This window comes from Catenulispora sp. MAP12-49 (genome assembly GCF_041262705.1).
In the GTDB taxonomy this organism is placed as follows: Bacteria; Actinomycetota; Actinomycetes; order Streptomycetales; family Catenulisporaceae; genus Catenulispora.
This window is the reverse complement of record NZ_JBGCCP010000050.1, coordinates 31,310-46,765: the sequence shown is the minus strand read 5'-3', so window position 1 is coordinate 46,765 and position 15,456 is coordinate 31,310. Positions and strand designations below refer to the sequence as shown.

Sequence of the window (15,456 nt, the reverse complement as noted above, 5' to 3'; positions counted from 1 at the left end):
CTGGCGTGAGCTACGGCAGCTCGAACTGCTCGCGCAGGAGCTGTTTGCTCAGCCGCAGCGTGCGGCCGTCAGGAAGGGTCTCCAGCACCTGGATTCCGTCGAAGTTGAGTAGCTGGCGCAGGACGGCCGCGAAACCGTCGGCGCGACTGACCGGGTATCCGATGCGCTGCGCCAGCGCCGTCGCTGGCAGCGTCCCGCCTGCGTCTAGGAGTGCCTGCACCGCGTTCGCGACCTTGTCCTTGGGGGGCTTGCGTGCCAGAAGTTCCAGTTGGGCCTCGAAGACAGCCGAAGCGAGCAGTGCCGCGAGTAGACCGTTTCCGGAGGCGGGGGCGACCGGTGTCGACGTCACGGCCGCGTCGTTGACCGTCTCAGCGGCGGCAGCTGTGGGTAGCACGTCGAACAGGGCATCGACTCCAGCCGGTTCCTTGGTTGACTGTGCCTGAGCCTTCGACGGCCGCGAAGGCTTCTTGTGCGCGTCATTGCCGGGCGTGGCGACCGGCGCGGCGCCCGCAAGGGCCGCGTCCCCGGCCAGCGACCACCACGCCGGGCGCTGATCGCCAAGCTCACGCCAGCCTTTGGGCGGCTCAGCCCCAAACGGCAGGAACGCCAGAACCGGAATGGTGAACTCGGCCAGCGCCGCGCCCCCGTGATAGCCAGCCTTGAGCGCGGTGTATCTGGAATCGGCGTCCCACAGTGCCACGATCGAGGCACCGGCCTGGGGCCACACCACCCGGGATCCTGTCAGCTCGATCTCGGTGTCGGCGATGTGGCCGCCCGGCAGGCGGTGGCGGGCCGAGCCGGGGTCTGCGGCCTCGACTTTGACGCCGTGGCGGTCCACGACGTGTCCGTGGTCGCTGGTGATCAGCACGGCCATGCCCTGTAGAGCGGCCATCCGCAGGAGATCCCGGAGCTTGCCGATCTCGTCGATGCGCCAGGTGCCGTCTCCGAGCTTCTGTTCCTTGGCGAGCCGGTCGTCGATGGTGTTCAGCACGACCGCCACATGCGTTCGGTCATCGGCAAGCGCTTCGGTCAGGGCCGGGCCGAACGTGTCACCTGGTGTGTCCGCGCGCAAGTCGTCCTTGTGGAAGACGATCGCTGGCTCGCCGCCCCAGAACCGGTGCCCGGGGAAGAGCCGCTTCTCGTCGCTCTGATCCCCCTTCATCAGCACTCCTGCGAACAGTGAGGTTCGCGAGACGGCGGTCAGAGTCGGCAGTGCAGCAGCCATTGCGCGACGCCGCGGCCGATGGTCGGTGTCCTTGGCCGGCACCGGGTCGTACTCGGCCCAGGAGTGGCGCAGCTCGTCAGCAAGCTCGGTGGCGATGGCCGCGCTCAACCCGTCCAGGATGAGCAACAGAACGCGCCGTCCGGCGCTGCCCTTGACGACCGGCTCCACGACCCGCCGCAGGAACGTCTCGACGGTCAGCATGGAGCCTGGGTCGGTGCCTGCGGCTGTCCACGTGGCGAGCGTGCTGGCGAAGGAGCGGTCGATTCCGCGGCGGCGCTCGCGCACCTGGGCGCCGAGGCTGTCGTAGGCGGCTTTCAGGACGGGGTCGGGGTCGCCCCCGGCCTCGATGTGCTCAAGCGCCCGGTCTACCCAGGCGATGTCGGTGACGTGCCGCTCTATTGCCCCGGCCACGGTGTCAGAGGCTGTCGACGGGTCTCCGGCCAGCCATTGGGTAAGGCGTTGGGCCATCCGGGCCCGCTCGATTCGCGCACGAGCGTGCGGGTCGGCGGCGAGCGCGTGTTCTCGCAGCGCTTGGACGGATGCCGCGATCCTCGTGACGTCCCCGGTTGCCAGGGTGCGGCCTACGGTGGTGAAGCGGGCTTCCATGCCTGCGGCCAGCAGTGGGCTGGCCTCGGTAGCTCGCTCGGCGCCGAACTGTCGGGCCAAGATCGCGGCGCGGTCCAGGACGGTTCCGGTGATCCGGCGTGCCTCGCGTGCGGTGTCTGTGTCGTCCAGGCTGCTGCGGCCGGCGACAAGCTGGGCGGCAACGTACTCTTCGCAGGCGCGTCCGAACGCCGAAATCAGGGCGTCGAGCTGTTCGCCGGCCGCTGGCGGTTTCTCACCAAACCACTGCTCGGCCCTGCCGCGAGCCCGGTAGGTCTCGGCGTCGGCTTCGGCATGCTGCCACAGCGCCGCGCAGACCAGGCCGAACGCCGCGGCTTCCGCTCCGTGCTCGGCCTGGACCAGCGCGAGCAGCCCGCGTCCGGCCAGGCCCGCCTGATCGTCTTCGCTGAGGAAGGAGATCAGCCCGGCTCGTTCCGGGCCGCGAAGCTCCAGCAGCCGTTCCGGGCCGCCAGCGGCGAGTGACCAGTGCAGCAGCAGGTGCATGTCGAGACGGTCGTTCGCTGGGGCACCGGTGGTGGCGCGATCCTCGTCGAATCGGCCCACTCGCAGTCGCCGCAGCGCCAACGCGGTGAGCGCGCCACGCCTCGATAGAAGGCCGCCGGCCAGCGCCGGCCAGCCGCCTGGCGGGGTGGCGTCGAGCAGTGCCTCAGCGGCCCAGTTCGCGTCTTTCAAACGTGGGTCGAGCTGCGCGGCGCCGAAGGCTTCGCGGACCACGTCCCAACTGTCGACGATCTCGATGCGCTGCTTATGCGCGCGTGCCAGAATCGCCGGGTCGAGCTCGGTCTGTTCCCGGTCCGTCAGCACGACCAGCACCGCGGGTCCCGGCGTCTGATCGACTAAGTGCCCGAGAACGAGTTCGTGCACTGCCAACGGCGAGGGCGCTGCGGCGATTCGAGCACGCAGTCCGTCGCCCCAAGCAGGTTCGGTCGGGCCGTCCCACTGGGTTGTCGACCGCAGCAGCACCGCGCGCCGCTTCCCGGCGCCGCGCAGGGAATCCGCAAGTGATGACTGCGAGGTCAGATATTGGGTGACGGTGGCGGTGTTGAGGCGCACCGCGCCCGGACCTGCGGGCGTGCCTGCGCTCGTGTCGTTGATTGACGTGGTCATCAGTCCAAGACCCGCCACGTGATCTCGACGGTCGCACCCGGCTCCAGGGCTGCGAGGTCGGCCAGCTCGTCTTGCAGTTCGGCCACCGCGCGGGCCACTGTTGTCCGCCCACCACCGGACCTGCGGACGGCACCGGCGGTCGCGCCCACGCCCGAGGTTGGGCTCGTGGCAGCTGGGGTGCCAGTCACCGGCGGAACGCTGCTCGGCGTGGCCAGGTCCACGTCGGCAGGACCAGGTGTGAAACCGCCAGTCGCGGGCGGCGGGGCGGCAGCGGCCTGGCTGCGCTTGATCAGCGCGAGCACCTGCCGTGTGGTCTGCCCCAGGGCCTCTCGCAGGTCGCCGGTGCGCTGGTCGACTCGGGCGATATTCCGCAATGAGTCCAGCAGCGCCTGCCCCTCGGCCCCCTGGCCAGCGGCAAGTTCCAACGTGGCCCAGGACTCTGCTGCGAGCGCCTGTGCCACGGCGTGTGCCTGCTTGATCGAGGTCCCGAAGCGATCGGGGCTCACCGCGCCGAGGTCAAAGGTAGCGAGCGCCTCGACGGTCTTCCTAGCGCCGGCCGCGCCCTGCCCCACGGTGCCGGTGAGAGCCCTGAGCAGGTCAACGGAGCGGCGGGCGATCGCGAGCCGGCCGGCTTCATCGGTCTCGTCCAGGCCCAGGAAGTCCGCGTGCTCCTCCAGCCGGCGCACAAGGTCGGCGGCTGGGTCCAGGTAGGTGCGGGCCTCGTCGGCGATCTGGCGGGCGAACTGGTTGACGATGCGGCCGCGAAGGAGGATCGGCGCCTTGGTCCCGAAGATGGTCTCGAACCGCTGACGGGCCGTCTCCCACGCGGCCTCGGCGGGCAGTGGCTGGGTTCGCAGCGCGTCGTGATCCTTGATCTGCGACAGTTCCGGGGCGGGGTCCAGCGCTGTGCCGCCGCGCACCCAGACTCGGTCGTCCATCTCTGCGAAGGCTGCGACGACGAGTTTGGTCAGGAAGTCGTCCAGGCCGCGGGGCTCGGGCAGGTCGATCCAGTCTGTGAGGGTGATCAGGCTGAGATCGCCGGTCATGCCCTGGCTTTTGGCCAGTCGTCGGAAGTCATCGGCCCAGCGTGTGGACAGCTCGAAATACGCTTCCTTCTGCTGCCCGAGGCCCAGCGGGCCCGCGAGCCTCAGCATCAGCTTGCGGTCCGCTGCGGGTACCTCCACCCGTCGATCGCGCGATTCGGCGGCGGCTCGCACGTGGGTGAAGACCTTGCGGGCATCAGCCGCCTTGACGGCGGTGCCGGTGGCGTCCGGATCGAGGTTCGGATGAGCGGGGAATTGGTGTGCCAGGAGTCTGCCGGCGACGTGGCGGATCCCGTCGTGCAGTGATTGCCCGATCGACAGAGCGAGGCCGTCGACGTCGGGCAACGGCTCCAGATGGTCCTCGAAGCCCATCTCCACATCAGAGGGCTGTTTCTGGGCCAGCCCGTAGGCCTGTTTGAAGGCCGTCTTGACCTGTCGAAGCAGTGATTCGCGCTGTGTCTGGAGCAGGCCCTTGGCCCGGACGCGGTTGTCAGCGTTGAGATGCACCGCGTAGTGGGTGGCGAACCGGGCGTCGTCAGCAAGTGCCTTGTCGATGATGACGAGCTTGCGGAAATCAGCCAGGCGCTGAGCGGACAGGTGCGCCGGTAGCCAGGCCAGAGTTCGCGACCGCTCGCCCTGCTGTCGTTCCCGCAGTCGCCGGATCCGGTTGGCGTCGTCGACGGGCCCGTAGTCGCCGTTGTCGAAGGGCAGGTCAATGACGATCCGCCAGCGGCCGTCGATCTGCGGTGCCATCTCGTGGTCGGGCAGCTCATCCTCATCTGCAATGCTGCCGACGACCACCTCCACGGTGCGGGTCGAGCCTCGCCAGGTGAACGTGAGCTCGTCGAGGCCTGGTCCGGGCTCGAGGCCCAGTTCCTCGGTCAAGAGGCGCTTGGCCAGCGCGACGCGGTTGCCGGGGTTGTCGTTGACGGCGGCGTTAGCGACAACGGAATCCACGTCCACGCCGGACAACTCCAGCCGGACACCGGGGTTGGCGTCGGTCCCGGTCTCCTTGATCTCCGGGTAGCGGCTCGCCCACTCGGCGACCTTGTTCTTGATGATGCCGACCTCGCTGCCCGGGATGGGTGCCATCACCGATCCGTGGTTGAGTGCGGCAAGGCGGCGAAGTGTGAGGTCCGCCAGGGCCGGCACGCTGGGCGCGAGTGCGGACAGGAGCAGTGTGCACACGAGGCGGTTGTCGCCGATGAACAGCTTGCAGCGGGCGGCGAGCTTGGGATCTGTGATGGTCTCTGGCCGGTGAGCGTATTGCTCGATGTCGTCCTCTGTGACGTCGTAGGACGTGCGCAGGTAGGGACGCAGTTTGATCTTGTAGAGCTTGTCGGCGGCCTCGAAAACCACCTTGAGGCTGTCCACGAACGGCTTGTCGCCGCCCTGGGCGATCACCGGGTAGAGATCGCCGACAGGGATCAGGTTGCCGAGGCGGATCTCGTCCCGGTGGTCGGCCAGGAGCTGGCCCATCAGCTTGAGACCGGTGCGGGAGCGCTGCAACGCCGAGGAGATGTGGACCAGGGTGTCCATGAATGCCGGCGAGAAGGGGTAGGTCAGCCGGAACGATTCCTCGTCCGCGCCGGTCATCCCCTTGTCCGAGCCCAGCAACGTGTCCCACACTTGCGGGCCGAGCTTCTTTGTCTGTGCGAACGCGGCGTCAATCAGCTTGTCCGCCTCAGCGTCCTTGGGCTTGAGCAACCGGGCGTGGGCGACCTGCGGAAGGTTGCGGTCCTCCAGCGTAATCTTGTCGAAGCGGCCAGAAGCCAAGTTGAGCGTGTCCTGGATCGAAGACTCAGCCGCGCCGGACACCTCCTCGCCGACCAACTCACGCAGGTCCCGCTGGCGGGCAATGAACGACACGATCGGGATGGCGCGGCGGGCGTCGCCGCCTTCCACAAAGTTCGTAATCTTGCTGGCTTCGCGGGCCACGAATTTCTGGTCGTGGATCAGAGTCGCGAGCCACAGGATCAGCTCGTCCATGAAGAGGATCAGCCCGTCGTAGCCGAGCGAACTGGCGTGCTCGGCGATCACGGACAGGCCGGCGTCCAGGGAGATGAAGCCGTGCTCATCCTCGGCGGCATTCTTCGCAAAACCTGGCAGCAGGTTCATGCTGGCATCATTGACGAGCTTGGCACGCAGTTCGCTCGCGGTGGTCGGGTGCACGAGGTTGAGCTTGACCGTCGGGTCGTGGTTCTCCTCCGCATCGAGAGCGGTGTCCGTGAGGGCAGCGGTCCACGTGAAGCCCTCCCCCCACTCGTCTTCTTCCTCCCCTGCACCATCGGTCCCCCCGCGCAGACCGCGAAGGACCGCTTCGTCGCCCATGTTCGCGCGCATGGCGCGGATGTCGGCGAACAGTGAGTCCGTACGGTAGACCTGCGGGGTTGGCGCCGATGGATGCAGCTTTTTGACGTGGGAGACATAGCCGCCGAGCACCCGCTGCTCTAGAGCCTTGGCCCCCAGCATGTGGTACGGCACCAGCAGGAACTTCTTCCCATCCGCCGCGAGCCACGCGTGGCGAGTGAGGACCGGGTCAAACTCTCCCCGGGCCCGTGCCGCTGGATTTCCGCTAAGCAGCGCGTAGAGCACCGCCATGAAGTGCGACTTACCCGAACCAAACGAGCCATGGAGGTAGGCCGCCTTGGAACTGTGGCCGTCCAAGGCGGACTTGATCAGATCCAGGGCCTCGTCGAAGTTCTCCAGCAGACGCTCAGTGACCACGTAGTCCTTGAGCGCGCGCTCCGCGCCGGCAGGGGTCGTCGCCTCGGCCAGGCTCAGGACGAAGTCCGAGGTGGAGATGGACGGCTTGATGTCAATGACATCCCGGAGCAGTGGCTGCTGTGCCATCGCGGTTCACGCTCTCCTTGCAGGCCGGGTGAGACGGGGTGGACTGGGTTACTTCGCAGCAGCTGCACCGGTGCGACGGCCGCGCGCGGCGGCCGGTCGCCAGGCACGCAAGTCGTCGTCGGTAAGGCCGTGCTCGCCTTGGATCTGCTGGCGGTAGCCGGCGAAGAAATCGGCCGCCGAGCCGCCGTATAGCGGGTCGAACTCGTTGTGCCACTGATTCAGCCAAGGCTGGATCTCCAGCAAACCAGCAAGGAAGGGAATAATCGCCTCGGTCGACAAGGCAGAGTTGGTGAAGTATGTAGCCAAGGCCTGGGCCTGCTCGCGGTGGTCCCACCCTGCCCAGCCGTAGAGGGCTGGGGTGGCGGTGGTTGTGTGAGCGTAGGAGACAAAACGCTCCTTGGGCACGTCGAGCTTGCCGCGCGCCTGCCAGTAGGACGGGCGGAGGAAGTCTGCCGAGGTGTATTTCGGCGGGAGCGGGATGCGTTCACGGATCTTCCGCTTAGCCTGCTCGTCCGAGGCGGCCTCCTCCTGGCGTTGCAGATCCCAGACCTCTTCCCAGTCCTGGCGCTTTTTCAAGCCGGACGGCTTATACCGGAGAGCTGCAAGGAAGGGGACATGCTCGTCGGAAATCAGCTCCCCGACAATGGCAGCGAGCTGTTTACGGGGCGCGTAGAGCGCAGCAACCGAGACAAAGTCTTCGTCGCTGGAGAGTTCGGCAGTTAGTTGAGCGAGCGAGACTAGGGTGGGCCGATCGCTGTCGTCAAACCAACGCCCCCGATTCTCGATCCGATCTAGCAACCAAGAACGCAGGGCGCTGCCTTGAAGAGAGTCCCAGCCCTCGGCCGCCCAGCGTCGCTTGTACTCAGGGCGTTCAATCATGCCAATAGCTCGAGACGATTCAATGGCATCAATGCGCTTCTGGACGACCTCGCGATACGAGGCAGGCCAGCGCGTGGGAATTTCAGTGATTGACACGGACCCGTGACGGTGAAACCACTCGCCAGATGCCTGTCCGGCACTAACTCGACGCGCAAGAACGATCTCAAACGCGCGCTCACCGAGGACAAGATCAGGAATTTGGGTCTCAGGGACTCCGAGTTCATCCTCGACTAGACCGTAAAGGGAGTAGACCTGCCAGTCCAGCTCCTCTTGAAGCGCGATCATCCGTCCGTAGTTGGATTCCCACTCAGAACGCGCCTTACGCAGTCGAGCGGCTGTGGGGATATCCGTTTCGCAGAGGGCGGACGGACTGGACATCGTGAGCTGCTGCGCCAAGGAGTCAAGAGCAGCTACGAGGGAAGACGGGCGCTCGCTCGGAAGTGGAAATTCTTCCAGCTTCGTACCGGTGAACTCATAGAACTCCTCCCACTTCTCACCGCGCAGTCCTTCGTTGACACCGCCATTGCCCTTACCATGGCTCACCATCTTGAGCCAAAAACAAGCTGTCGAGCTGTTAAGTAGGCCGAGCAGCCCCAGGTGCTCTTCTTCGTTCGCCTCCTCCGCAAGTTTAATCACACGTGCGGTCTGCTTGAAAACATTTCCACCACGGTCGAGAACGAAGTGGTTGTGTGTCGCAACGAACGCAAAAGTAATCGTAAGCGGGGTTCGAAGCTTGGCGGGATAGAGCTCCTGCCATTCATACCAAGTAAGGCCTCGCGCAAGCATAGGCGTGCCAAATCGTCGACGCCTAGAAATTGTTGACCAGTATGGCCGCAGGTATCTCTCTGTAGCTGGGATTTGACCAATCGAGACTACATTGAAGTTGGAGTCATAAATCCATACAGAATCCAAAGCGGCGCGCGCTTGATAGTCACGAACCACGTCGCCAGTGACCATAGGGCGAACATGTTCAATCTTATTCCTGGCCGCGCTCCCATTCTGACTCAACAGATAGAGGTCATCCTCACCCGTGACAGAGGCGATTCCAGATTCAGTGGTGATCTCTTTAAGAGTCGACACCGCCTGCGTAGCCAGTTGTTCAACCATCTCCAGGCCGCCGTCCACAAGGATCCACGGCTGCTTGCCAAAGTAGCGTTCACGCGGAAGGTCATCCACCGAAACCCACTGACTAACAGAGCCAGGCCTGTCAATCTGTTCCAAGATGGCGCGCCAAACCAGACCGTCTTCGCCCCTCTCCGGTGCAGTCGGCTCCCCCTGCACGCTTCGAACGGTTCGAATAGTCGATGATCGGGCACTTCCTTGACGACGCGTCCCAACAAGGACCACCGTCGGGGTGCCATGCCCGGGAATATAGGCACCCGAGGAGTCGATCACCTCGGTCAATTCGACTTGGTGCCCAAAGTAAGACTCGATCAGCCGGGTCCCAAACTCGCGCTTCATGAAGGAATTGGCAGTAATCTGTCCGACAATCCCGTAGCCCAGCCCATCCGCATCCCCGAGCTTGGAGAGCTCAAAGAATCGCTGCGCAAATGGCACAGAAAGCGCGTACTTACCTGCACACGAATCGTACAAATCCCGGTAAAGCTGATTGAGTGTCGGGTCCTTCACCGTAATGTACGGCGGGTTCCCCACTACCACGTGGTACCGGCCTGGCTCCAGGATCCTCGGGTACTCATGCACGTCCTCCGTCGCGTAGGAGAACTCCGCCAGCGGATCGTCGCTGTCTTCGCCGAACAGACTTTCCTGCACGTGCCTGGCCTTGATGAGCGAGTCACCGACAGCTAGCTGGATCGGCCATTCATACCTCGCCGCATCCGCCATGGTCCTCGTTCCGCTCGCGGCCATCGCCGCGACCAACAGTCGGAAGCGTGCAATAGCTACCGCGAACGGGTTTAGGTCGACGCCATGTACGGACTCCAGCGCCTCGCGTACACGTTCATGGATGTCCATTCCCGGACGTCCGTCCGCCCACAGCCTCACGAGTCGACGGAAGGCGCCCAGCACAAAGTGGCCGGAACCGCAGGTCGGGTCGATCATCTTTAGATCCTCGTACCCGAACTCGCGGACCGCCGGTTCCATTGCGCGGTCGAGAATGAACTCCTCCACGAACTCCGGAGTCTGTAGCAGCGCGTACGTCTTCCGAGCCGCTTCGGAAAGATCCTGATACAGATCACCGAGGAACCGGGTGTCCCATCCTTTCGTGCCGTCAGTGTTCAGAGAGTCCTCGAAGTCGTGAACAAGCGCACCCGTCTCGTTCCGCTCACGCCAGAACTCAACGAGCGCACGCGCCCCGTCATGGCTCATCGGAATCTGGAATAGGGGGTTGTGCCGGCGATCGAACAGCAGCCGCCCCGCCTGCCCAGCCCCCAGTTCAGCGAACGCCCGCTCCAGCCAGCCTCGGTAGGTCGGGTTCGGGTCCTCGTCCAGATATCCCTCGTACCTGGTCTGCATCAGCTCGCGCCGGTCGTCTTCGCTCGCCGCGACATACGGTTCGGGGATCAGCCCGTTGTCTTCGCAGAACCGCAGGAAAACCGTGCCCAGGACCCACGCCACCGCGACCTGAGTGACGCGTTCCTCGAGCCATGAGTTCCATGTCGCTGCTGTGCGGCCAAGTTTCCGCGCGTGATCGTACTCGACGCGCAGCTTCACCCCCACATCAGGTACAGCCTTCACCTGCTTGGCGAGGTCCGCTTCGACCCCCTTGACCTGCTGCTTCAGGTCGCTTAGTAGAGCCTTGGGGTCGATCACTTGCCCGCTCCCTCACTTGCCATTGCGTCGGTCTCGACCTGCAGATGCGTCTCGCGCACCCACGCGTCGGAAAGTTCGATCCATTCTCCAAGTGCGGCCTGGAACGGTACGGCGACCGTGCCGAGCCGTGGTTCGCGGGCCGGGTCGCTCTGAGGGACCACGAGCCAAAGCCCTCGCTTGCCCTGGCGCGCCGCATCGGCGAGCCGGTTCAGCTCGCCCATTCCGTCGTAGCGTGCGAACACGCCAGCATCTGTAAGTAGCACCGGGCCGACTGCCTCTTGCTTTGCCAGCAGCTCACGCAGCTGCGGCTCGACCGTGCCCCACGCCGTGCGCGCGTACTCCGCAAACTTCGTTGCCGCCTTCGTACCCGGCTCGGCTACGTCCGCGCGCAGGAGAGTCTCCCAGGTCGGTTTGGTTCCATCAGGCACCAAGTCGTGCATCGCTGCCAAGAAGAGCTCGGTTGCCGAGACTGCTTCGGCGGCAATCGCGCCTGCCAAAGCGCCACCGACCGTCCCAGGCTCGCCCGCCAGCCTGCGCACCGCTTGGTGGCTCAGTCCCAGGCGGACCGTCAGAACACGGAATCCGTCGCGCCACCACGACGCCGTCAGCCGCTCGTCGGCTTCTGCTGCAGCTGCGCGCTGCGGGTCGTCATCGTATCGAGTGGCACCACGAGAATTCGTCGTGTGCTTCCATGACTGCGATGTGAGGTAGCTGGAACCCGCGTCCATCTTGGTCGGTAGGTAGCGAAGAGACTTGGTGTCCTCGCGAGTGGCCAGCGTGAGATCAAAACCAGCATCGCGCAAGGCTTTCGTCAACGGGCCGCCGGTGGGCAGCTCGTGACTGTGCATGCCGTCGGCTGCGCGAAGGACAATTTCTGGGAATCGAGCACGAACCCGCTCGTGGATGTCCTCACTGGTCAAGCCTGGCTGGCGCTGCTCCGGCACGCCAGGAATCAGCCGAGCCAGGCCGGCCTGCGTCAACCGCAACGCACGCACTAGCGACAGGTCACGCGGGTAGATCTCGAGGCGGGGAGTGGCTGCAGCGTTCAGTGAGGCCGCAGCCGCGAGATCCACCATGCGCCGCTCGTCCCACTCGATCGCCCCAGCCGGTGGTGTGATCGCCCCAAGCTCACTAAGAACGGTCGTAGCCATCGGCAAGGTATCCAACTTCGCGAGCCGGTCCGCGGCACGGCCGAGCCGTTGGGCATAGTCGAGTAGACCAGGTGCCGACGGCGTGTCGGGCGCGTCGTCGCCGTGGACCTCCAGGGCCAACAGGCCCGCGCCGATCGCCTCGTCCAGCGCCTGACGATTCGGCACATGGCGAAACTCACCCTCTTCTGGGACGAGTTGTTCGACCTCCACTGCGGCCCGCACAGCGGCGAGCGCCAGCGCACGGCGTTGCTCACGTCCATGCAGTCGAGTGCCGCGACGGACTGCAAGCGCGTCGGCAATCTCGGCTGCGGAGGCGATCCGGCCGAGACCGGACAGCAACTCCAGGATCTCCTCTCGCAACGCTTGCACCGCAGGGTGTTTCTTCCAGCGCTTGCGCTCCTCCTTGAGCATCTGGGGAATCCGGCCATGGGACAGCCCGAGCACGTCCGCGACATCCTTCTGTCGGGGCCAAACTCCGATCGCGGGAAGCTCGCCCTGCTCGTTCGGCAGCCGCAGCAACAGTCGCACCATTTCGACTTTGCTACGGTTCGTACCGTTGTTGTTAAGTTCCGGGACGAATACCGTCGCGAGGGTATCCAGGCTGACCGAACGCAGGTTGCGCGGCGACAAGCCCGAGCCCGGAACTCCGGCAAGCATGCCGACCAATGCTGACTCGACGGCAGTCAGCTGGTCCAGCTCTTCCTTAGCCTCACGGCGGCCGCGCGCGTCCAGCGGGGAGATCAGCATGTCGCGCAGCCGTTCGCCCCATTCACGCTGGCGGCGCTGGACTTCGTTGCGGGTCTTGGCGCCTAGCCCTGGGGCATTGACGAGAGTTCGCTGACTGTAGTCGAGCAGCTCGCCGACCGTCGTGATACCAAGCCCATACAAAAAGGACTCGGCGGCCGGGGTGAGCCCGGCGGCGGACAGGTGTGTGTCCCGGGTGGCCTCGGCGGCCAGACGCTCGCGCTGTTGGTCGGCGGTCTCCGGTTCGGCATCAGCAATGGTTGCCGACGTGCCTGCTGGGCCCTTCGGATGGATGCTAGGCGTTTTGGACGAGGAGCGGTGGCTGGATGGGGCGGCCTGTGAGGCATCGAGGAAGATCTTCTTCCAGGCATCCCTCATTGGCTTCAGCTCGGGGAAGCGCTGCGCGGCGTCGCGGTGCAGGGCTTTGCGGAAGAAGGCGACCAGCCCGTCACGTACCGCCGGGTCGAACGCGTCTGCTGCGATCGTCGGGTGTGGCCAGTCCTTCGGGTCGGTCTGCCGGGGCGCCAGCGAACCGTCACCCCACTTGGGCATCTCGACCGAGGCCATCTGGTGCAGGGTCACGGCAAGCGCATAGCGCTCGGCGTACGAGTCATACACGGAGCGGGTGAGTGAACCGATGAACGGGTCGAGGTAGCCGTCAGTACCCGCGTCGATCTCCTTCGCCGGGTAGCCGGCCAGAGAGAAATCGAGCAACACCAGTTCGCGAGTGCGGTTGGGCCGGACTCGGATGGCGATGTTGTCCGGCTTGATGTCGCGGTGCCAGACGCCTTCGCCTTCCAGGAAGTCCACTGCGCCGAACAGGTAGTCGCCGTAGGCCTCCAGCTGGTCGACTTGGAGTCGACCGCCCTCGCGCAGTTGGCGTGCCACGGTCTCTTCACGTCGGCGATTCCGTCCACCCGACGTGGGCTGATCGCCGTTTTCCTCGCGCTCGTCACCCACATATTCCAGGGCGAGGACGGTGCGGCCACCGATGCGTAGCGGCTCCGGTTCGATCAGGCGGATGATCCGTGAGTCGGGGCGGAGTCGCCCCATCACCTCGGCCTCGCGGGCGAGCACCTCACCGCGGCTGTCGGACAGGGCGACTTTCAGGACGGCCAGCTCGCGTGGCTTCCTGCCAGCCTGGTTGGCGCCCGGCGCGGAGGCGGTCACGGTCAGATCCCGAACGAGGAATGCACGGCTTGTCGAACCGGTGCCTAGCCGACGGCGGACTTCCCAGCGGCCCGCGAGTATGTCGCCCGCGGCGGCGTCCAATGGATCCTTCTCGGGTACTGCGGAACTCTCGTCGGTGCTGATCGCGCTATCAGCCGTGCTCGTCCTGGGAGCTGTAAGTCCGTCTTCGACGCACTCCAGCATCTCCAGGAACTCATCCACCGAGGAGAGCCGCTGCGCGGGTCGGTATGCGGTGGCAGCCTGGACCACGTCGTCGATGTCCTCGGACAGGCCGTCGACGACGGCGCTGGGGCGCAGGCCTTCGCCGGCCTCCAGGCGGGCGAGTAGTTCTGCCTGGCTCGCTGCTGGAGGCTTGCCGGTGGCCAGGAGATAGGTGAGTACGCCGAGTCCGTACACGTCCATCGAGACCGGGTCGGCGTTCAGCGCCGTGAGCTCGGGCGCGAGATATGGATCGGAACCTTCCGCCAAGTGCATGGCTGAGAAGGCGGTCGGCGCGAACCGCCCAGTGTCGCCCTGTGAGCCGGCTGTCTGGTTGCTGGCGCTGCGTTGGGTGGCGATCTGCCAGTCGGAGATCTGCAGGTGCGGGGCGAGCCATGCGGCCTCATCTCCCACGGCCTGTCCTCGTGCGCCCCTGCTGCGAGGGACGACGAGCACGGAGCGGGCTGCTAGGGCGCGATGGTGGATACGGCTGGAGTGCGCTGATCGCATCGTCTCGGCGAGCTGGCGGACCAGCGCCATTCGGCCGATGATGTCCAGCTTGTCGCCGTACTGAACCAGATAGTCATCCAGCTTCAACGTCTGCGGGTGGTAGTCGAAGATCAGTGCGGGGCCGGCCGAGTGTCCCGAGCCGTCGTACTGCTTCAGATGCACGGCGCCTGGATGCCTAAAACGCCGCAGCACCGCGGCCTCCCGGCGTGCGGCGCTGTCCACCGACTGGCGCACGGATGCGTCCGATCCGCGCTCGCGCAGGTAAACCCGCACGCGAGCGATCTCGGGCAGCTCCTCGTGCCGGGCCAGATAGTCCGCCCAGGTGGGTCCGGAGTCGAACGACCGGCGCTGAAGCAGATAAGGCCCAACCTTGTACTCGGCATCGCTGCGACGGATTCCCACCTGCTCGAGCGCAGCCTTGATCGCGCGGGAGTCAGGACCAGTGATCCGACGTCGCTGGTCGCTCGGCGGCCGTTTCAGCATCTCCACGAGTTGAGTGATCGTGTAGACACCATTTTGGTCATGCGCTGGGAGGCGGACACGTAGCGTGCCGTCGGTAAAGCACACCGCTTCGGCGACCCACACCCGCTTACCGTTCTGACCGAGCAGTCCGGCCAGTTCCTTGGCCTTCTTATTGACTAGGTGCAGTGGATTACCATGCGGTCGGCGTAGACCGCCGGGCGTGGTCTGAACCCACGTGCCGTTCTCGGCGGTGACTGAGCCATGCCAGTCTTTGAGCTCGACCATGCACACACCGCCGGGAGCGATGACCAGGAGATCTACCTCGCGTACGTGCCCGGTGTTCGCAGTGAAGGTGAAGTTCGACCAGGCCCACCACGGGTCCGCATCCGGCAGCTGCTCTCGGATGGCCTCCAAACCGCGGCGTTCATGGTCGAACTCGGACTCGGTGACCGTCGTCCACCGACCTTCCCGCATGCGCACACTCCGCTTCCCGATCCCGACACCTGTTTTCGCCCTGAAGTCTCACTCGACAGGTGCTTCCCTGCGGCTGTTCGCCTGGTCAGATTCTAGAGGCGGGGGGCGACAGATGAGACCAGCATGAGCAGGAAGGGCCATGCGTAACCTGTTCTAAACGCTCGTCCGGAAGTAACGAAGAGCAACGTAGTCACCGCTGACCGCAAACGGTTTCGCTGCGCACCTT

General features: G+C 65.3%; 4 protein-coding genes. All 4 read right to left on the bottom strand.

Annotation, left to right across the window (positions count from 1 at the left end; all coding sequences use genetic code 11):
• Window positions 1-10: 10 nt before the first annotated feature.
• From pglZ to pglW, 4 genes are read right to left on the bottom strand one after another with little or no spacing between them, the layout of a single operon-like run.
• The gene (gene pglZ / locus ABIA35_RS45235; RefSeq protein WP_370362108.1) at window positions 11-2,956 is read right to left on the bottom strand and encodes a BREX-2 system phosphatase PglZ; all 2,946 of its coding nucleotides are present in this window, start codon (window positions 2,954-2,956) and stop codon (window positions 11-13) included.
• The gene (locus tag ABIA35_RS45230) at window positions 2,956-6,852 is read right to left on the bottom strand and encodes a phage resistance protein (protein ID WP_370362107.1); all 3,897 of its coding nucleotides are present in this window, start codon (window positions 6,850-6,852) and stop codon (window positions 2,956-2,958) included. The genes pglZ and ABIA35_RS45230 overlap by 1 nt, the downstream gene beginning before the upstream one ends.
• A 48-nt stretch (window positions 6,853-6,900) precedes the next feature.
• Window positions 6,901-10,500, bottom strand: coding sequence for a BREX-2 system adenine-specific DNA-methyltransferase PglX (gene pglX, locus ABIA35_RS45225; RefSeq protein WP_370362106.1), 3,600 nt, complete (start codon window positions 10,498-10,500; stop codon window positions 6,901-6,903).
• Entirely contained in the window at window positions 10,497-15,230 is a 4,734-nt protein-coding gene (gene pglW, locus ABIA35_RS45220) for a BREX system serine/threonine kinase PglW (RefSeq protein ID WP_370362105.1), read from the bottom strand. The genes pglX and pglW overlap by 4 nt, the downstream gene beginning before the upstream one ends.
• Between the last annotated feature and the right edge of the window lie 226 nt (window positions 15,231-15,456).

What these genes read in the sequence shown, in the direction of transcription:
- pglZ (WP_370362108.1), bottom strand. Translation starts at nt 2,956, where the DNA reads ATGACCACGTCAATCAACGACACGAGCGCAGGCACGCCCGCAGGTCCG.
- ABIA35_RS45230 (WP_370362107.1), bottom strand. Translation starts at nt 6,852, where the DNA reads ATGGCACAGCAGCCACTGCTCCGGGATGTCATTGACATCAAGCCGTCC.
- pglW (WP_370362105.1), bottom strand. Translation starts at nt 15,230, where the DNA reads ATGCGGGAAGGTCGGTGGACGACGGTCACCGAGTCCGAGTTCGACCAT.